Origin of the sequence: Mycobacterium sp. (assembly GCF_049281135.1) — a bacterium.
GTDB lineage: Bacteria > Actinomycetota > Actinomycetes > Mycobacteriales > Mycobacteriaceae > Mycobacterium.
Map to the genome: position 1 here is coordinate 1 of NZ_JBAPRN010000813.1, position 19,454 is coordinate 19,454.

18 protein-coding genes are annotated in these 19,454 nt (G+C 64.8%); 6 read left to right on the forward strand and 12 right to left on the reverse strand.

The features are described 5' to 3' along the window. Positions 1 to 1,441: DNA polymerase Y family protein (locus WAN02_RS32175; RefSeq protein ID WP_422269407.1), on the forward strand; the 1,441-nt coding region annotated here is incomplete at its 5' end. 6 nt (positions 1,442 to 1,447) lie between these two features. On the opposite strand, the gene WAN02_RS32180 is transcribed toward WAN02_RS32175, so the two are convergent. The 3 genes from WAN02_RS32180 to WAN02_RS32190 are packed head-to-tail and all read right to left on the reverse strand — an operon-like array spanning position 1,448 to position 6,541. Continuing rightward, positions 1,448 to 2,497: a nucleoside hydrolase gene (locus WAN02_RS32180; RefSeq protein WP_422269408.1), complete on the reverse strand. Its 1,050-nt coding sequence runs from the start codon at positions 2,495 to 2,497 to the stop codon at positions 1,448 to 1,450. Positions 2,498 to 2,518: 21 nt separating this feature from the next. Then, positions 2,519 to 4,471 (reverse strand): SpoIIE family protein phosphatase, encoded by a 1,953-nt coding sequence (locus tag WAN02_RS32185; protein ID WP_422269409.1) that lies wholly within the window; start codon positions 4,469 to 4,471, stop codon positions 2,519 to 2,521. A 42-nt stretch (positions 4,472 to 4,513) separates the two neighbouring features. After that, positions 4,514 to 6,541 carry an SDR family oxidoreductase gene (locus WAN02_RS32190; RefSeq protein ID WP_422269410.1) on the reverse strand — a complete coding sequence of 676 codons (2,028 nt, stop codon included), beginning with the start codon at positions 6,539 to 6,541 and terminating at the stop codon, positions 4,514 to 4,516. Between the two features lie 198 nt (positions 6,542 to 6,739). Here WAN02_RS32190 and WAN02_RS32195 point away from each other — a divergent pair, with 198 nt between their 5' ends. Continuing rightward, complete coding sequence (locus WAN02_RS32195) at positions 6,740 to 7,306, forward strand: methyltransferase family protein (RefSeq protein WP_422269411.1); 567 nt, start codon at positions 6,740 to 6,742, stop codon at positions 7,304 to 7,306. An 18-nt stretch (positions 7,307 to 7,324) separates the two neighbouring features. Here WAN02_RS32195 and WAN02_RS32200 read toward each other — a convergent pair whose 3' ends face one another. The 4 genes from WAN02_RS32200 to WAN02_RS32215 form a co-directional block, all read right to left on the reverse strand. Further along, positions 7,325 to 10,216, reverse strand: coding sequence for an RND family transporter (locus WAN02_RS32200; RefSeq protein WP_422269412.1), 2,892 nt, complete (start codon positions 10,214 to 10,216; stop codon positions 7,325 to 7,327). After that, positions 10,213 to 10,659: an MmpS family transport accessory protein gene (locus tag WAN02_RS32205; protein WP_422269413.1), complete on the reverse strand. Its 447-nt coding sequence runs from the start codon at positions 10,657 to 10,659 to the stop codon at positions 10,213 to 10,215. Before WAN02_RS32205 ends, WAN02_RS32200 begins: the two co-directional genes overlap by 4 nt. After that, positions 10,656 to 11,237, reverse strand: coding sequence for a TetR/AcrR family transcriptional regulator (locus WAN02_RS32210; RefSeq protein ID WP_422269427.1), 582 nt, complete (start codon positions 11,235 to 11,237; stop codon positions 10,656 to 10,658). The genes WAN02_RS32205 and WAN02_RS32210 overlap by 4 nt, the downstream gene beginning before the upstream one ends. A 91-nt stretch (positions 11,238 to 11,328) precedes the next feature. Continuing rightward, positions 11,329 to 12,039, reverse strand: a complete 711-nt coding sequence (locus WAN02_RS32215) for a histidine phosphatase family protein (RefSeq protein WP_422269414.1) — start codon at positions 12,037 to 12,039, stop codon at positions 11,329 to 11,331. Positions 12,040 to 12,213: 174 nt separating this feature from the next. On the opposite strand from WAN02_RS32215, the gene WAN02_RS32220 reads away from it, so the two are divergent. The 4 genes from WAN02_RS32220 (at position 12,214) to WAN02_RS32235 (ending at position 14,598) form a co-directional block, all read left to right on the forward strand. Continuing rightward, positions 12,214 to 13,095 (forward strand): MaoC/PaaZ C-terminal domain-containing protein, encoded by an 882-nt coding sequence (locus WAN02_RS32220; protein ID WP_422269428.1) that lies wholly within the window; start codon positions 12,214 to 12,216, stop codon positions 13,093 to 13,095. A gap of 28 nt (positions 13,096 to 13,123) precedes the next feature. Then, positions 13,124 to 13,327 (forward strand): hypothetical protein, encoded by a 204-nt coding sequence (locus WAN02_RS32225; protein ID WP_422269415.1) that lies wholly within the window; start codon positions 13,124 to 13,126, stop codon positions 13,325 to 13,327. Between the two features lie 67 nt (positions 13,328 to 13,394). After that, on the forward strand, positions 13,395 to 14,192 hold the full coding sequence (locus tag WAN02_RS32230; protein ID WP_422269416.1) for a helix-turn-helix domain-containing protein: 798 nt from the start codon (positions 13,395 to 13,397) through the stop codon (positions 14,190 to 14,192). A gap of 28 nt (positions 14,193 to 14,220) precedes the next feature. Continuing rightward, positions 14,221 to 14,598 carry a PaaI family thioesterase gene (locus WAN02_RS32235; RefSeq protein WP_422269429.1) on the forward strand — a complete coding sequence of 126 codons (378 nt, stop codon included), beginning with the start codon at positions 14,221 to 14,223 and terminating at the stop codon, positions 14,596 to 14,598. On the opposite strand, the gene otsB is transcribed toward WAN02_RS32235, so the two are convergent. The 5 genes from otsB to WAN02_RS32260 all read right to left on the reverse strand — a co-directional run bounded on the left by otsB (position 14,599) and on the right by WAN02_RS32260 (position 19,400). Further along, positions 14,599 to 15,723, reverse strand: a complete 1,125-nt coding sequence (gene otsB / locus WAN02_RS32240; protein WP_422269417.1) for a trehalose-phosphatase — start codon at positions 15,721 to 15,723, stop codon at positions 14,599 to 14,601. It abuts the gene before it with no gap. A gap of 61 nt (positions 15,724 to 15,784) precedes the next feature. Continuing rightward, on the reverse strand, positions 15,785 to 17,176 hold the full coding sequence (locus tag WAN02_RS32245; RefSeq protein ID WP_422269418.1) for a WS/DGAT/MGAT family O-acyltransferase: 1,392 nt from the start codon (positions 17,174 to 17,176) through the stop codon (positions 15,785 to 15,787). A 258-nt stretch (positions 17,177 to 17,434) separates the two neighbouring features. Beyond that, entirely contained in the window at positions 17,435 to 17,941 is a 507-nt protein-coding gene (locus WAN02_RS32250; protein WP_422269419.1) for an SRPBCC family protein, read from the reverse strand. Positions 17,942 to 18,035: 94 nt separating this feature from the next. Beyond that, a complete protein-coding gene (locus WAN02_RS32255) occupies positions 18,036 to 18,236 on the reverse strand; it encodes a hypothetical protein (protein ID WP_422269420.1) in 201 nt (66 codons plus the stop codon). An 18-nt stretch (positions 18,237 to 18,254) separates the two neighbouring features. Further along, positions 18,255 to 19,400, reverse strand: coding sequence for an LLM class flavin-dependent oxidoreductase (locus WAN02_RS32260; protein WP_422269421.1), 1,146 nt, complete (start codon positions 19,398 to 19,400; stop codon positions 18,255 to 18,257). Positions 19,401 to 19,454: the final 54 nt, after the last annotated feature.

The window sequence follows — 19,454 nt, forward strand, 5'->3', positions numbered from 1 at the left end:
TTCGGTGGGTGTGCGGCGAGGGCTGCGGCGCCGCGAGGCGTCGGCGCGCTGTCCGCAACTGCACGTCGTGGCCGCCGACGCCGACCGCGACGCCCGCTTCTTCGAAGGGGTCGTCGCGTCGGTGGACGACCTGGTGCCTCGCGCCGAGGTATTGCGTCCCGGCCTGGTCGTGTTGCCGGCTCGCGGGGCGGCTCGCTTTTTCGGGTCCGAGCAGCAGGTTGCCGAACGACTGACCGATGCCGTGGCCGCCGCCGGCGCCGAGTGTCAGGTCGGGGTAGCCGATCAGCTGTCCACCGCGGTATTCGCCGCCCGTGCGGGCCGCGTCGTGGCAGCGGGAGAGGACGCACGATTTCTGTCGGTGCTGTCGATCCGGCAACTCGCCACCGAGCCGAGCCTGTCCGGTCCGGGGCGGGCGGATCTGGCAGATCTGCTCTGGCGGATGGGAATCCGCACCATCGGGCAGTTCGCCGCGCTGTCGCGCACCGACGTGGCTTCCCGATTCGGGGCCGATGCGGTGAGCGCGCACCGGTTCGCCCGCGGCGAGCCGGAACGCGGGCCGTCCGGGCGAGAGCCGCCGGCCGAACTCGATGCGGTGCTGCACTGCGATCCGCCGATCGACCGGGTCGACGCCGCGGCATTCGCCGGGCGCTCATTGGCCAGCGCGTTGCATCAGACGTTGATGGCAGCCGGGGTGGGCTGCACTCGGCTGGCTGTCCACGCCGTCACCGCCAATGGCGAAGAGCTGACTCGGGTTTGGCGCTGTGCCGAGCCGTTGACCGAGGATGCCACGGCCGACCGAGTGCGCTGGCAGCTGGACGGCTGGTTGAACACCCGGATCGTCGTGGATCGACCTACTGCGCCGGTAGTGCTGTTGCGGCTGCACGCGGTGGAGGTGGTGTCGGCGGGGGCGCTGCAGTTGCCACTGTGGGGCGGTCTCGGCGAAGAGGACAGGATGCGGGCCCGACGAGCACTGGTACGGGTGCAGGGCCTGCTCGGTCCGGAGGCGGTGCAAGTGCCGGTGCTGTCCGGCGGTCGCGGGCCGGCCGAGCGCATCACGTTGACGCCGCTGGGCGACGAGCTGGTGCCGCGCGCCGACGCAGATCTGCCATGGCCCGGTCAACTGCCGGAGCCTTCGCCGACGGTCTTGCTCGATGACCCGGTGGAATTGCTTGATGGTCAAGGCAATTCGGTCCGAGTTACCAGCCGTGGACTGTTTTCCGCCGACCCGGCGCGGCTGACCGCCCGCGACCGTGACGATCGGCTGCGTTGGTGGGCCGGACCGTGGCCGGTCGACGAACGGTGGTGGGATCCGGATCGCGCGGCGGGCCGCACCGCGCGTGTGCAGGTGCTCCTGGAAGGTGAGCGGGCGTCCGATCCCGGTACCGCGCTGCTGCTGTGCTACCGGCAACGGAGGTGGTATCTGGAGGGAATATACGAGTAAAGCCAGTCAGCCCAGCCGAGCGGCGAACGGCCCCACCCGAGCGACGAACCGGTCGAAGAACACCGGCGGGTCAACGCCAACGCCGATCAGCGCGTTGGCCTTTCGGCCCCAGCGTCCTGACCAGTCGGTGACTGTCATGCCCCGGGTCAGCGTGCCGGTCAACTCGACGTCCACCGTGGCCTGCCGGGTGTCGACGAGATGCGGGTCCAGTGCGATCGCAGCGGCCAGCGGGTCGTGCAGATGTGCCTGATAGCCGTGTCCGAGGCGGTGATAGGACTCCAGGTAGAAGCGCATCGCGTCCTCGATCATCCGAATCAACGCGTTCGGCGACGACGACCGGGTGCCCGGCTCGTCGTTGACGCTCAGCGCGGTGGTCGTGGTACTCGCAGCGGCGGCCAGCTGGACCAGGATGTCGGGCGTCAGCGCGATCTGCCGAGTTACATCGAGGCCGCACAAGATCGGAAGACGTTGCGGGTCAACCTCTTCTGTTCCATTCGGAGACCAGGCAGCGAAGACCTCAGCCGCCGCTTCAGGGTCCACTGCGATATTCCACTCTGACACCGCATTTGTATTGCCGCGGTAGTCGTACACGCCGCCCATGATCACCAACCGGCGCAACAGTGTTGGCAGCGCCGGTTCCTTGCGCAGCGCCAGTGCCAGGTTGGTCAGCGGTCCGGTGGCCAGCCCGATCAGCTCCCCGGGATGCTCACGGGCGGCCCGGACCCACGCCGACGCGGCGTCATCGCCGCAGAGCTCCCGGTCGGTCGACGGCAGCTCGGCATAGCCCAGGCCCCGTGGTCCATGGACGGCGCTGTCGCCGAGCGGGCTTGGGGCTTTCAACGGGTGAGCGGCGCCCTTGGACACCGGCACGCCATCGACGCGGCATAGCTCGAGCAGGCCGAGGTTGTTCTCGCAGACTTGTTCCACGCCAACGTTTCCGCCGGTCGAGGCGATGCCGACGAGTTCGGCTTCTGGACTGGCCAGCAGATAAATCAGCGCGATGGCGTCGTCCACGCCGGTGTCGACGTCGGCGAAAACTGGTGCGGCGGCCACCACCGAGACGATACCTGCCGCCGGCTAGTCGACCCGGTCGACGACCGCCTCGCTCACCACCGGTAGACCGACCAGCATCAGGACGTGGTGGGCCGGCGTCCCCGGTGGGGCAATCAGTCCAAGTTCGGTGTCATGCTGTCGCGAGCGCTCCAACGCTTCTGCCAAGACTCGCAGACCAGCCGACCCCATGTGCGTCACCGGCGACAGGTCGAGACTCAAAGGAAAAGTGCCCGAGCGGCTTTGACGCGAGATCTGCGACGCCAGAGACGGCGCAGTCTCGTTGTCGACATCTCCGGTGATCACCAGGAATCCACCCTCGACGACCGCCGCGGAGAACTCGGGCGCGTTGGTCCGTTCGACGACCGGCGCAACGTTGGAGTCGGTGACGATGCGGGCGGGCCGACTCAATAGGTGCGTAATGGAGGCGGTGGTACCGGTGTCGCGGCCGACGACGCGGCTTTCGGTGGCCAGTGCATCCGCGAGCATCAGCCCGCGGCCGCGCATTCCCGGGTCCGCCGACGGGGTCTTCCACTGCCCACGATCGGTCACCGTGGCGTGCACCATGCCGTCGTCGTCCAGAGTTGCCTCGACGTCGATACCGTCCCCGGGGGCTGACCGATATCCGTGCTCGAACGAGTTCTCGACGAACTCGCAGATGATCTGCACGATGATCAGAACATCCATGTCGTCGGCGCCGATAGCGGATAGCCAGGCTCGCAGCGCGGCTCGAACCTCTCGCGCTGCGCAGATGTCGGCATCCAAGGTCAAGTTCAGCGCCGGTGGCGGCGTACGTCGTTGCGCGGCAAGCAACGTCACGTCGTCGCTGTAGCCCGTGGTGCGCAGCATCAGTTCCAGTGTCTGTGAGCACAAGCGTTCGACGGGACGCGTTGCTGTCTCGATCGGGAAGGCCGAGCCGCCAAGGATACGAGCCGCAAAATCGGCGAGTTCGGCGGTGCTGGCGGCAAGGGGCCGGCCGGGGCGCTCGATGATGCCATCGCTGTAGAGCAACACCGCATCATCGACGTCCACGTTGTGGGTGGCGGTGGCGAAGCCGAGCTCGCTGCCCAGCGGACCGGCGCCCGACGGCTCGAGGAATCGGGCGACGCCGCCGCTGATCAGCAGCGGAGGAGGGTGGCCCGCGGTGCAGTACTCGAACGCCCCGGTGTGGGTGTCGAGGCGGCCGATGCACAGGGTCGCCGCCTTCGCCCCCGGTATATGCTTGCTGAAATCGTCTACTGCCGTGAGGCTTTCGGTGATGCTCTTGCCGGCCAACAGTTCGAGACGAATCGCGGTCCGTAGCTGAGCCATCACCGCCGCGGCTTCGACGCCGTGGCCGACCACGTCGCCGACGACGAGAAATACGATTCCGGAATCGCCGGGCATGGCCTCGAACCAGTCGCCCCCGGCTCCGGTATCCTGCGTGGCCACCAGGTATTCGGCCGCGATGTCCGCGCCCGGTAGTACCGGCAGCGATGGCGAAAGCAGCGCTCGCTGTACCAAAATCCCAAGATCCCGCACCTGCGCGTAACGCTCGGACAGTTCGGCTGCGTGGGCTTCGGCGGCCCTGCGCTCATGTACCTGCGCGGTGACGTCGGTCATCATCACCTGGGAGCCCTCGACGTTCCCGTCCAGGCCGATGCGGGGACTGACGACGATGTCTCCACAGATCTCCTGCATGGTTCCCGATCCGTCGAAGTCGAATTGGAAACGCCACTCCCGTCCCTGCTGGATTTCTCCGGTGCGATAAACCCGGTTGAGAATCTCGATCAGGTTCTGGCCCTCGAACTCGGGGAATAACTCACGCGCCGGAACACCCAACCTCACCGCGGGAAACGCGGCTCGCACCGCCGCATTTGCGGCAACATAGCGGTGTTCGGGACCTGCGAACGCGACGATGAAGGTCGGGAGGCTGTCGAACGCACGCCGGACGACGTCGGCTTCGCCAATCGTGTTGTCCAGATCCGTGTCATCCCCCACGGTTTTCAGGGTAACCCGATCGGCATTTTCGGGTGTGCGCAATTACCAGTGCACGCCGGGGACCAGTCGAACGACCCGCTTGATCGGACCAGGCACCCGAACTCGGGCCACCGCGGCGCGCGCGGGACGCTTCGGCCGGCGTGAAGAGCCTTGTTCCACAACGCCTTCGCCGGTGACCGCCGTGGGCGCATGCTCGCCGCGGGCCGCAGCCGAATCCGGATAACCGAGGTAGACCTGATGCAGGATTCGCCGCGACAGCTTGGGGGTGAAGTAATGACCGGCCTCGGACAGAGTGCCCAGCGGGGTGTCGATCCGCAGCGGCTTGTCGATCAGCCCGCGCACCACCATCGCAGCCGCGTGTTCGGCCGTGATCGGCGGAACCGGGTTGAGCCGCCGCGACGGCTTGATCATCGGGGTCGCCACCAACGGCATGTGCACGTTGGTGAATGTGACGTGGTCGGAAAGCGTTTCGGTGGCAACCACTTCCGAGAACGCATCGAGCGCGGCCTTGGTCGGCAGATAGGCGCTGTACTTCGGGCTACGTGCCTGCACGCCGGCGCTGGACACGTTGACCACGTGACCGAATCGGCGCTCACGCCAATGCGGCAGCAGTGCCAACACCATCCGCACCGCACCGAAGTAGTTGACTGCCATCACCCGCTCGTAGTCATGCAACCGGTCGGTCTGATTGACGACCGATCGGCGGATCGACCGGCCCGCGTTGTTCACCAGGTAGTCGACGTGATCGAACCGGCCCAGGATGTCCTTGACGGTGTGTTCCACCGACGCGGAGTCGGTGACGTCACAGGTGAATGCGTAGGCCTGACCGCCGTTGGCGCGAATCTCGGCGACCAGGTCATCGAGGGCATCGCCGTTACGGGCCAGTGCGAACACCGTCGCTCCCCGTTCGGCGACCGCGACGGCCGATGCCCGGCCGATGCCGCTGGAAGCTCCGGTGATGATCACGTGCCGACCGACCAGCGGTCCCTCCGGGTCGTCGCGGCGGGCGCGGTCGGGATCGAGGTGCTCGGCCCAGTACCGCCACAGCGCGGGCGCATAACTGGCGAACTCGGGCACTGCAATGCCCTTGCCGTGCAATGCTTTCTGGGTCTGCTCGGAGGTGAAGGTCGGAGCGAGGTCGACGACGTCGAGGACCTCGCCGGGGATGCCCAGTTGAGTGGCCACCATGTTGCGCCAAACCTTGGGTCGGCCACGCACTTTGAGCACCGGTGCGGCCACCGACCGGGGGAGCGAGCCGCGTAGCGGCGGCAAGCCGGCCGCGGCGGCGATTCCACGGTAGATGCCGCGCAGCCCAATGGTTTTCGGTGCGGTCAGGTGGAATGTCTGGCCGTCGCGATCGTCGGCGTGCAGCAACGCGACAATGGCGTCGGCGACGTAGTCGACCGGGACGATGTTGGTGCGCCCGGTGTCGGGCAACATGATCGGCGTCAGCCGGGGTAGCACGGCCAGCTTGGCCAGCGTGCCGAAGAAGTAGTACGGCCCGTCGATCTTGTCCATCTCGCCGGTGCGCGAATCGCCCACCACGACCGCCGGCCGGTAGATCCGGTAGCGCAGCCCAGTCGTCGAGCGGACCAGCATCTCGGCTTCGAACTTGGTCTGGTGATACGGCGTCGGCAGCTGTTGGCCGATGTCGAAATCGGCTTCGGTGTATTCGCCGTGGAAATCTCCGGCCACCGCGATCGACGAGACGTGGTGCAGCGTCGCATCGAGCCGGCGCGCCAAGTCGATGACGGCCCGGGTGCCGTCCACGTTGGCGGCGCGCTGCTCGGGCTCGGCGGCGGTGATGTCGTAGATCGCCGCACAATGCACCAGGTGATCGACGTCGCCCAGCTCCGCGACGGCCTCGTCGGTCAACCCGAGGCCCGGCTCGGTCAGCCCGCCGACCAGCGGGTTCGCCCGCTCACCCCATTGTTCGGCTAGCTGCTCGAACCGACCTAGCGACGAGCGTCGGACCAAAACCCACACCTCGGCGTCCGGCCGGTTGTCGAGCAGACGGGACACTACGCGGCGCCCAATAAACCCGGTACCGCCGGTAACGATATAACGCATGAGACACATGGTGCGCCCGGCTGGGCCGCACGTCAACGCAGTGTGACGTGATCGTGGACACCGGCCCAGCCGCGGGAACGGGGGCCACCTGGCGTGAACCTTGACGAGTCCGCGGCGAGAGCGCATTATTCATCACATGATGACTTCATCAACTGATGAATTCTTCCAGGTCGATGTGATGGCTAGGAAGGGCTCTCGGTGATCGGATATTTAGCCGCTCTGGCGATCGTGCTGCTGCTTGGCACGGTGATAACACGAGTGCTGCTGCTACGACGGGCAGGGACGCGGGCGATGCACCTCGGCAACCTTGACAAGTCGGACTTCCTGATCCCACCGGTGGCGCTGCTCTACTTCTACACAATCTTTGCTGCGGCATTCCATTGGCCGCTGGTCAGCACTCAGAAGTTCTTCCACTCCAACGTCATTGCCTGGATCGGTGTCGGGCTGTGCTTCATCGGTCTGCTGGTGTTGCTCGCAAGCCTGGTGTCGTTCGGCAAGAGTTTCCGGGTCGGCATCGACGTCGACCAACCCGATAAGCTGGTGACCACAGGCATTTTCGCCGTCAGCCGCAATCCGATTTACGTTGGGTTCGCGCTTGTGTTGGTCGGCCAGTTCCTGGTGTTTCCCAACTGGGTTCCGTTGCTCTATCTTGCCGCTGGGTTCGTACTGTTCCACCGGCAAGTGTTGCGCGAAGAAAGCTTTATGCGGCAACACTACTCGGAGGAATACGCGGAGTATTGCCGACGAGTCAGGCGTTATCTCTGACGCCGTCGCCAGCGCGGATCAGCGCGACATCACCGCGGTGTCTTCGTCGTCCCACAGCAGCAACTGGCGCACGGCCTGTCGTGATCCATACGGCTGCAACATCTGACTGGCCGGTCGCGGTCGCACTCGCAGCGGCCACCAGAACCAGCGGCCGAGCAGAGTGGCGATGGTCGGCGTCATGAAGGAACGGACGATCAGGGTGTCGAACAGCAGCCCAAGGCCGATAGTGGTACCGATCTGACCGAGTGTCTGCAGACCGCTGAACACGAACCCGCACATGGTCACGGCGAAGACCAGACCGGCTGCGGTCACCACCGAACCGGAGCCGGCCATCGCGCGGATGACGCCGGTCTTGAGACCCGCGTGAATTTCCTCTTTGAACCGGGAGATCAGCAGCAGGTTGTAGTCGGATCCGACCGCCAGCAGCAGGATGACCGCCAAAGCCAGTACCACCCAATACAATTTGATGCCCAGCATGTACTGCCACACCAGCACCGACAGCCCGAACGATGCGCCCAACGACAGCGCGACAGTGCCGACGATCACGATCGCGGCTACCAGGCTGCGAGTGATGATCATCATGATCAGCAGGATCAGGCTCAGCGAGGCAATCGCGACGATCAGCACGTCGTAACTCGACATCTCCTGAATGTCTTTGTAGGTCGACGCGGTACCGCCGAGATAGAAGCTGGAACCCGCCAGCGGCGTGTTCTTCACCGCCTCGTGCGCGGCGAGCTTGATCGGGTCGACGTGGGAGATGGCCGAGGGCTCTGCCGGGTCGCCTTCATGAGTGATGATCATGCGAGCCGCTTTGCCGTCGGGCGACATGAACAGTTTCAGGCCACGTTTGAAGTCGGGGTTGCTGAATACTTCCGGCGGCAGGTAGAACAGGTCGTCGTTTTTGGATTTATCGAAGGCCTGCCCCAGCGCGGCCGGATTGTCGTTGGCGGTGGCCGACTGATTGGCGATCCCGCCATTGGTGGCGAAGTTCTTCAACACCAGTTCCTGGTTGATCTCCTGGCTGGCGATCTGGGGTGGGATCAGCCCCACCAGTTGCGGCTGGATCGAGTCGAGCTTGTACAGGCTAATGACCAGGTCTTCGAACTTCTCGGTGAGCTGGTCGATGCTGTCGATTGCCTCGAAGGTATTGCGCAGGGCGAAGCACGCCGGGATGTCGTAGCAGTGCTTTTCCCAGTAGAAGTAACTGTGCAGCGGCCGGAAGAAGTCGTCGAAGTTCGCGAGCTTGTCTCGCACCTCGGAAATGATCGCCAGGGTCTCGTGGAACTTCTGGGTCTCGTCATGGGTGGCACCGGCGAGCTGCTGTTGCAGGGCATATTGCTGATGCAGGATGCCGATCGTCTTTGTCAGCTCGGCGGATTGCCGTAAGAGGTCCTGCGCACGGTCCATTTGGTACTTGAGATTCTGCACCTGGCCGATGCTTTGCTGGCTGATCTGGAATGCGATCGAGCTGTGGTCGAGGGGGGCACCCAACGGCCGGGTGATGGACTGCACCTGAGCGATGCCGGGTATGTGGACCACGCCCTTGGCCACCTTGTCCAGCACGAGCATGTCGGCCGGATTGCGCAGGTCGTGGTCGGCCTCGATCATCAGCAGTTCGGGCTCCAACCGGGCGCGGGAGAAGTGCCGTTCGGCGGCGGTGTATCCGACGTTGGCCGCAGCAGAGGCGGGAATGTAGGGCCGGGTGTCGTAGCTGGTCTTGTAGCCGGGCAGGGCGAGCAGACCGATGAGCGCGATGGCGATCGACACGACGAGAATCGGTGCGGGCCAACGGACAATAGCCGTGCCGATGCGACGCCAGCCGCGAGTTTGCAGCACGCGCTTGGGATCGAACAGGCCGAAATGACTGGCAATCGTCAGGATGGCCGGGCCTAGCGTGAGCGAGGCCGCCAAGGCCACCAGGATCCCGATCGCCGCGGGCAGGCCCAGGCTTTGAAAGTAGGGCAGCCGGGTGAAACTGAGGCACGCCACCGCGCTGGCAACCGTCAGGCCCGAGCCCAAGACAACATGCGAGGTGCCGCGGTACATCAGGTAGAAGGCGTCCTCGCGCTCTTCGCCGGCCGCGCGCGCCTCGTGATACCGGCCGACGAAAAATATCGCGTAATCCGTTCCGGCGGCGATCACCAGCAATGTCAGCAGATTGGTGGCGTACGTCGACAGCCCCAAAATCCCGACATTGCCAAGGAAGGCAACGAATCCGCGCGCCGCGGCCATCTCGATCAGGACGGTCGCCAAGACCAAAAGCGTGGTGGAAAACGATCGATAGACGAAGAACAGCATCACCGCGATCACGCCGATGGTGATCGCGGTGACTTTGTTGGATCCCTTGCTGCCTTCGGTGAATTGATCGGCGATCAGTGGGGCAGCGCCGGTGAGGTAGGCCCTGACGCCCGGTGGCGGCTGCATGTGATCGATGGTGGCGCGGACCGCGTCGACGGACTCGTTGGACAATGCCTCGCCCTGGGCTCCGTTGAGAAAGAGCTGAACGTAAGCGGCCTTGCCATCACTGCTCTGCGATCCCGCCGCCGTCAGCGTGTCTCCCCAGAAGTCCTGGATGTGCTGAACGTGCTTTTTGTCCTGCTCCAGCTTGTGAACCATCGCGTCGTAGAACTTGTGGGCGTCGGCGCCGAGCGGCTTGTCGCCTTCCAGGACGATCATCGCCGAGCTGTCGGTGTCGAACTCGTGGAACACCTTGCCGATGTGTTTGAACGCCTGATACGACGGCGCCTCGGGCGAGCTGAGACCGACGTTGTGCAGCCTGCCGACCTCTTCCAGTTGCGGCACAAGGATATTCGGCACGGCCGCCAGCGCCACCCAGAACAACAGGATGGGCACCGCCAAGCGGTGAATGGTGTGCGGAACGAAGGGACGGCGACTGCTGTGATTACTCATCCGGACTTGTCCAGGCAGAAGGTGTAGGCGCTCAATTCGTTGACGGTCCTTTCGTCTTTGACGATGCCGTTGACGGTGATGCGACAGCCCAAGGTGGCGCCGTTGCCTTGGGCAACCACGTTGGCGATGACCGCGGGATCGGTGGTGGTGATCGTGTAGGACCACGGCAGCGGGACGTTGTCGACTCGCTGCGGCGCGGCATGGACATCCTGGTAATTGATGGTCGCCGTCGACCCCGGCGTGCCGAAGACGTCGTAGATGACCTGCTTGGGGTTGAACGGAACGATCTCGTTGTTGGCCCCACTGCCGCCTCCCGCGTTCTTGTTCGAGCCGAACGCGCCGTGCAATCGGTCCACCGCGAACCCCGCCAGCGCCACCACCGCCACGGTGACCAGGATCATCCAGCGTCGTCGGATCAGACCTGTAACCGAAAAGCGTTTCACCCGTTGCCCTTTCGGTGGCGGGTCAAGCTCGGGATGATCACCTCGTCGATCAGTGCTTGCACGGTCTGATCGGTGGGCGGCCGGTTGGGCATGATCGACCGGAAGATCAGGTAGCCCGGCAACAGGTCCCAGAGCTCGTCGCTGATGGCGGCGGCGTCGATCTCGTCACGCAGCACCGCGTCGCGCAGGACCTCCTGCAAAAGGGCTTTCCGCTGATCCAGAAACTCCGACTGCATGGCATCGTGCAGCGCGGGGTGACGTGATATCTCGACGAGTACGGCGCGGATGATGCCGGCCTGCTCGTGGGTCTGCTGGCTGATCACGCGTCCCAGCTGCAGCAGATCGCCGCGCAGTGTGCCGGTGTCGGGATGAACTGCGACCTGCCGGCAGCCCTCCATGAATGCGGCCAACACCAGTTCGGCCTTCGAAGGCCACCGCCGGTAGACGGTGGCCTTGCTGGCTCGGGCGCGGGCGGCCACGGCGTCCAAAGTCAGCCGATCGTAGCCGTGTTCCTGCAGCAGCTGCAGGGTCACGTCGAGCAACTCGGTTTCTCGCGGCGACCAGGGTGACGCCGCCATGCCGCGCTGAGCCGTCTCGGTCACAGCGCTCACCCTAGGGCCGAAGCAGCAGTACTGTCCAGTACCGTACCGCTAGAAATGGCCGCTTCGGTCAGTAACTGAAGTCGCGAATACCGTCCCAGTCGACCAACGTCCAGCCCAGCGCCGGGCTGCCAGTGATGACCACGCGGCCGAGGTTCGGCAGCGGATGACTGGTCGCCAGGCTGTCCTTCGGGTTCTTCACGTTCATCAATGTCCAGTACATGATCGACTCGGCGTGCGCGAAGGCCACCGGCTTGTTGTGGCCGCTGTCGTAGATCTTCTGAACGGCGGCGGTGAAGCGGTCGTTGAATTGTTCGCCGCTGATTGAGCCCGGGATGGCGTCCTTCAAGTCGCCATTGAGCCAGTCCGCCGGAGCGACCAGGTAGGTCAGGTCGGCCCTCTTCATGGGCGTGTTGTTGTAGCGACCCGCGTCGATCTCGCGCAGACCGGGCAGGATCTCGACGCTCTTGCCGAGCGCGTGGGCCAGCGGCTCAGCGGTCTGCTGGGTGCGGACCATGTCCGAGGCGTAGATGGCATCGAAGTTGTTGCGGGAGAGTTGGTGCGCAAGCTCTTCGGCCTGGCCTTGACCTTGCTCGCTCAGACTCGGTCCGGGGACGTCGGTGTTGATGACGTGCTGGGCGTTGCTCTGCGACTCGGCGTGCCGGATGAACGTCAACGTGATGCTGCGTACCTGCGGTGACCCCGAGCAGGCGCCGACGGCGATGACCGCGGCAAGTGCGGCAGCAGCCTTCCAGATCACGGTGCGAGTGCGATTGCGCATGTCGATAGCCTGCCTTGCCGACGGCCTCGGCGTGATGCGTTTGCCACGGTTGGGTGGAGAAAATCGCGGATGCGGGCGCACTCGCCCACCGCGTCGGGCTAGTGGTGGAATGGCGTGGAACGGCTGAGCCGCCTCATTGACATCCAGTGGAACCTGACCGAAGAGGAGACCCGCATGGCGATCGATCCGAAAGCCGTCGGCGCGACCACCGAACCCGTGCTGTTCGAGTGGACCGACCGCGACACGTTGCTTTACGCGCTCGGCGTGGGCGCGGGCCTCGACGACCTGAAGTTCACCACCGAAAACAGCCATGACATCGACCAGCAGGTGCTGCCGACGTACGCCGTGATCTGCTGCCCGGCGTTCGGCGCGGCCGCGAAAGTCGGATCGTTCAACTGGGCGATGCTCTTGCACGGCTCGCAGGGAATTCGGTTGCATGCGCCGCTGCCGCCCGCAGGCAAGCTGTCGGTGGTCACTGAGGTGGCCGACATTCAGGACAAGGGCGAGGGCAAGAACGCGATCATCATGTTGTGCGGCCGAGGCACCGATCCCGACACCGGAACACTGATCGCCGAGACGCTGACCACGCTGGTGATCCGCGGCGAGGGCGGCTTCGGAGGAGAACCTGGCGAGCGGCCGGTCGCACCGGAGGTCCCCGACCGCGAGCCCGACGCCCGGGTGGCCCTGCCCACCCGCGACGATCAGCCGCTGATCTACCGGCTTTCCGGCGACCGCAACCCGCTGCACAGCGATCCGTGGTTCGCCAAGGAACTGGCCGGCTTCCCCAAGCCGATCATGCACGGGCTGTGCACCTACGGATTCTCCGGTCGTGCACTGATCGCCGAACTCGGCAACGGCAACGCCAACGCGATCACGGCGATCGACGCGCGGTTCACCAAACCGGTATTTCCCGGCGAGACGCTGACGACGCTGATCTGGCGCACCGGGCCCGGCAAAGCGGTATTCCGCACCGAAGCCTCGGGCGCCAACGGCGCCGGAGACGGGGATGCACGGCTGGTGCTCGAGGACGGCGCGGTGGAATACACCGAGGTTTAGCCAGGCCGCCGACGTGGCAGCCTGCGACATGGCATTCAAACTCACCTACAGCGACGGGCAGTCGACGGACTACGACGACAGCACCAAATGGGAAGTCGACAATGGCGTCGTAAAAATGGGGCGCGACGACGGCGAGTGGACCGTCTTCGTCTCGCCGAGTCATTGGGCAACGCTGGAACTGGCAACCGGCGAAGACAAGGACAAGAAGTCGGACGACGACAACAACAGCTGATAAAGCGCGCTTTCCATTACCTGGCAGGTAATCGTGGCGGCGATTGGGCGCGGCTAGCATCGGGACGATGACGACCCTGGCCCGCGGCGCCCGGCCAACGCCGGCCGTCGGCCAACTGCTGCGCGAGTGGCGCGAGCGGCGCCGAATAAGCCAGCTCGACTTGTCGATTCAGGCCGACATCTCGGCTCGGCACCTGAGTTTCGTGGAGACCGGGCGGTCGCAGCCGACCTCGGGAATGATCCTGCGGCTCAGCGAGCAACTCGACGTGCCGCTGCGCGAGCGCAACGCGCTGCTGCTGGCCGGCGGTTTCGCGCCCGCCTATCCCGAACACTCACTCGACGAACCGGAGCTGGCGCGTCTGCGGGTGGCGCTGCGTCAGATCCTCACCGGCCACGAGCCGTATCCGGCACTGGTGGTGAACCGATGGTGGGAAATGCTCGACGGCAATACCGCCGTCGCGGTGCTCATCGATGGATGCGACCCCGCATTGCTCACGCCGCCCGTCAATGCGCTGCGCGTCTCGCTGCATCCAGACGGCATGGCATCCCGCATCGCCAATCTGCCTGAGTGGCGGGCACATATCCTCGAACGGCTGCACCGCCAAGTTCAGGTCACCCTCGACCCGCGGCTGGCCGAACTGCTTGCCGAGTTGTCGTCCTACCCGGGCGGCGAGGCCGAGCGACCCGAGCTCACCGACGTCGCCGTTCCGTTGCGCCTACGGCACGACGGTAATGAGTTGGCGTTCTTCAGCATGACCGCGGTCGTCGGCGCGCCGCTGGATGTGACGGTCGCCGAGGTGGCGATCGAGTCGTTCTATCCCGCCGACGCGGCCACCGCCGAGGCGCTGCAGGCAATGAGAGGCTGAACACGTGACCGACTCCGCCGCAACCGAAATGATCCACGGGCTGGTTCCGCTGGCCGTGACACTGGGTATCACCGCGGATGCCGCCGGCCCCGAAGGAGTTGTGCTGAGCCTGGATTGGGCCCAAAATCTGACTACCGGCGGAGGCGTGCTGCACGGCGGGATCGTCATGGCGCTCGCGGACACGTCCGGCGCGGTGTGCGCGTTCCTCAATCTCCCCGAGGGCGCTGGCGGCACCACGACCATCGAATCCAAGACCAATTTTATGGCCGCCACCCGCTCCGGCACGGTCAAGGCGCACAGCCGCCCGCTACACGTCGGACGGCGGGTGATCGTGGTCGAGACCGAGATTCGCGGCGATGACGGCAAGCTAGCCGCCAAAACCATTCAGTCGCAAGCGGTCCTGTGATCAGTGCGCGAGCCGGCGGGCGAGCCGCTCGGTGAATTCTCGCACCCGGCCGGGATCGTCCAGCGCGTAGCGCGCGGCGGTGGCGCGGTCCCCGTCGTCGCTGTGACGCACCAGGATCGCGATGCCGTCGTCGTCGACCGCATCAAAAGCGTCCTCGTCGGTGATGTCGTCGCCGAGGTAGATCGGCAGCAGCGGGCCGGCTCTCTCGTTGTCGCGGATGTAATCGAGCACCCAGTGCAACGTTTTTCCCTTGTCCCAGTCGATATTTGGACGTAGCTCGATGACTTCACGGCCTGTCGTGACGCGAAGCGCGGTCTGCTGCCCGGCGGTTCGCACCGCCGCAGTCACCTCGCCGACCCGGTCGCGGGCGGCGTTACGGTAGTGCACGGCGACACCGAATCGCTTGTGCTCCACCAGCACACCGGGAATGTGCCCCAGCTGGTCGGCCAAGTCGGCGGCCGCCCCGGCCAGCACCGGGATACTCGCTGCTGCCTCGGGGTTCTGGTGGTGTGTGCCGTCAGGTCCGGTCAGCTCGAAGCCGTGGCTGCCCGCATACCAAAGTCCGGGCAGGCCGATCCGCTCGCGCACATCGGCCAGGTCGCGTCCGCTCAGAATCGCCACCGGGCATGCAGCGCTGAGCGAGGTCAGCGCATCGGCAGCGCCGTCAACCAGTCGGGCTGAGTCAGGATCCTCGACGATCTCGGACAACGTGCCGTCGAAGTCGTAGAACACCGCGGGCTGTCGTTCGGTTGTCAGCTCCAATGCCTGCAGACCATCGGGCAGCTCGGACATCCGGCGATACCCGGTGCGGACATCGATGTCGCGCACATCGGAGACCACGGTGTCGGCACCGCGGCTGTCAGGTGTTCCGGTCGAGTCGATCGCGACCACCAATGCGAATCCGCCGGCTCGCGCGGCCGTCACCCCGGCCCCGGTAGCTGCCACGACAGCGCACCGGCCGGGCCGCACCGCCAGCCGGTTGGCCGACTCGACCAACTCAGCGGCGTCGGATCTGGCGACGCGCACGCCCGCGTCGCGCAGTCGTGCCGTGACCGCGGCATCGGGCTGGTCGTCGAGGTCGAACAGCACCGCGTCCAGGCGGCGCGGGTCGATGATGACCGACATTGCCCGCCCTGCCTTCCCGGCCCGTCGTCGCGGTGCCGGTAGTCAGGTTAGTCGGTGACTGTCAGACCGATTTCCGGTCGAACAGCAGAAGCGAGTCCTGGGTGAGCATGTCCAGGCGTGCTACGGCGATCTTGATGCCGTCGGCCAACTCATCGATGTCGGATCCGGCGTCGTAGTCCGCGGTGATACCGAACACCAGGTCGTCGGCGTAGCTCAGGATCGCGACACCGGTGCGTAGCTGCAGCGCGATCGGTGGAATTGGCAGCAGGCGGGCGACCTTGCGGCCCATCATCTCCAGCCGCAGGTGTGGACCCGGGACATTGGTAGCCAGTGTCATGATGCCGCGCTGCGGCAGCCGGGTGAGCAATCGAATCACCCACGAGGACAACATGAACGGGACATAACCGCTCGCCGATACCGCCATGTTGCCCGCCTGTCGCTGACCGCCCTGTTTAGTCCGGGTCAGCCGACTGTGTACGGCGAGCAACTGCTGGATCGGATCGCCCTCCTCGACGGGCAGGTAGGGCAGCATGATCGAAAGGCGGTTGCCGGGCTTGTCAAGCGCATCGGATGAACGCACCGACACCGGCACCAGTGTGCGCAGCGAGTCTGGCCGCGGTTGCTCCCCGCGGCGAAGCAACACAGAGCGGAAGCCCTCGGTGATCGCCGCCAGCGCGACGTCGTTGACGGTCACGTCGAACTTCCGGCAGACCTGCTCGACGTCGGCGAGCGGAACTCGAACGGCGCGGTAACGGCGCATCGCGGTGACCGGACCGACCAGCGACGAACTAGATGTCGGCCGTAGCAGACTCGTGGCGATGTCGACGGTGCCGCCAACCGTCTTGGTGGCCGCATCGGTGATGGCGGTCGCGGTTCGCCACAGGTTGCTCAATGGGTTGTTGCGCGGCGTGTGATCGGGCACCGGCTTCAGGTGCGGGCGCCGGGTGGTCCGCTTCGCGACGGGCCGGGCGAACGCGTCGCCCTCGATGTCGTCGCACAGTCGGCTGAGGATGCGGGTGGCAGATATTCCGTCGGCCATGCAGTGGTGAATCTTCATCAGCATCGCCCACCGATTGCCTTTCAGGCCTTCGATGACCCAGCATTCCCAGAGCGGGCGATCCCGGTGCAGGCGGCGCTCGAGCACGTCGGCGACAACTCCGAACAGTTCGCTGTCATCGCCCGGCCGCGGCACCGCGACTCGCCGCACGTGGCGGTTGAGATCGAATCCCGGATCGTCGACCCACTGCGGCGCACCGATGTCGAAGGGCTGGGTGCGGAGCAGCTGCGTGCAGCGCGGAATTTTCTGAATACGCTCTGCTAGAACATCTTTGAATTTTTCAAAGTCGGGCGCGGACCCCTCGATGACCGCGATTCCGCCGATTGCCAGACTGACATTACGGTCCGAATCCTCGGCCATGAGGAAACCCGCGTCGAGCGTATTGAGTTGCTCCACCAACCATCACCGCCGTTTCGTCACTTGGATTCTGTTCGAGTATTGGCTGTGACCAGTGGTCAGAGGTGGCGGCAACATTAAATTGTGTAAACAACTGGAGTCGATTGTGTGGCAACGTGGTTGGTCTCGACCCGAACACGGGTAGATGACGGCGATTGTCTGAGAATCTCTGAGCATTTTCTCACGCCGCGCCAAGAGTGTTCTGGCGCAAAACATTTCAGCACAATGACTGTATCTGCGTTATGGATGCTGACGGTGTTATGGATTGATTCTCGGAGTGGAGAACCAGCGACCGCGCTCGAGGTTGTGACCCACGCGCGTCATCAGGCGCGTGAATATTGGCTGTAGCACCGGGGCGGCCAGTTTGAAGGCAAGTCTCGGCTTGCCGCCGATGGCAACACGCAACAGAGTGCCGCCGTGGCCGTCGGACTCGCAGCGGTAGTCCTCAACCCAGGCGTGAAACGCGGGTGCGGTTGTGGAATCGACACGGAACGCAAGCCGAGCGCCTTCATCCCAGACGAGTACCGATTCGACAATGTTGATGCCGATGAGCCTCTTGGTGTAGCGCGAGCCAACGCCGTGCGGCGCCGGCGTAAAGAAGCGGCCAGTTCTGTCGAAACCGGGGAAGAACTCGCCCCAGTTGGCCGGGTCGTGTGCAAGCGCGGCGAATACCTCGCTCGGCGGTCGGTCCACATTGATGGAGGCAGAAATGCGTATTGGAGCGGTGTCGAGGTAACCCAGATCGACGGCTTCGCAGGTGAACATGCGGATTCTCCTTGCTTGCGTAGGGCAAGGAATATACGGACCCCGCCGGCGAAGCACTAGCGATTGAGCAAGTGATGGCGCTGGATTGCCGGAACTATTTCGACGGGAATTTCCGCCAACTGACAACCGCAACCACGATCCCGATCAGCGCCGTGATCGGCCCAGTGATGGACCAGGTCGTGGTGTTGCTCATCTGGCTACCTTGAAGCACTCCGAATCCTTGGAGCGCCCAGATCAGACCGAACAGTGCGAGGATCAACCCGAACGTGAATGTAGCGACGAAAGTCCTTCTCATACAGGGATCTTACGCGCGCTAGAGCTTCTTCAGCCCGCGGATGATTTTGTTGAACGGTCGCATCGACAGCAGCCCCTTGCGCAGGCTCCGCTGTAAGGGCCCGCCGTTGGTCAGCACCATGTAACGGACTCCGCAGTCGCGCCACTGCGCGGCCCGCTCGAGGACCTCTTCGGGCGTCCCGGTCAGCGTTGTCTCCCGCAGGAGTGCTGGCGGAATCTGAGCCACATGGGATAAGGCCGTTTGCTCGTCCATGTTGAACGGCAGCAGATCCTGCGCCCCCGAGAACCCCGCCCCCAGCGGGTGCTGGGCGCCATGACGTCGGTAATCGTCATCGGAAGCCGACAGCCCCCAGAACTTGACGATTTCGGAGTCGAGCGCTTCATCGACGTCGTCACGACTTCGACCGGTGATCACCGGCAACCACACAGCGGCAGTGATGGACATCGGGTCGCGTCCGGCGTCGGAGGCGGCGGCACGAACGACTTCCAGCCGTCGCGCGTAATCCTCAGGCCGGTGCGGGAAGCCAGGAAAATAGCCGTCGCCGTATCGGCCTGCGGCACGTAGCATGCGCGGGCCGTGGGCTGCGATCCAGATCTCGGGCCACTTACCGCCATAGGGCGGCAGATCAAATAGCGCGTTTCGCAGTGGGAAGTAGGGCGAGTCGCGGTTGACGAGTTGACCTCCAGAATCCCACAGCGCGCGGATGGTGGCCATCGCCTCCTCGAACCGGGCAACCGGTTTGGACCACTCAACCCCGTAGGGCTCATTGCCTTCGCGTTCACCCGTGCCGATGCCCAGAATTGCCCGCCCGCGGGTGAGTAGGTGCAGCGTCGCCGCGGCCTGGGCAGTGACTGCAGGGTTGCGTCGACCGGTGTCGGTCACACTTGTACCGAGATGCATGCGACCCGATCTATTGCGCGCGGCGAGGTGCCCGAGCATTGTCCACGGCTCCATGTACGCATCGAGGGTCGGTACAAGCTTGGTTGCGCCGCAATATTTCTGCTTCCACAACGAACGCGGGAACAACCCGTTGAGGTGATCGGGAACCCACAACGAGTCAACGCGGCTGGTTAACCCATTCAGGTAAGTGGCTCGCGTCAAACTCTCGGGCGTCGGGCGGGAGACGAGATTGAGGTCCATGACGCCTACACGGAATCGGGCCACTGTCTGTCCTTCCCGCTGCGATCCTGGCGTTTCAGTATTTCGCCGGCCGATCGG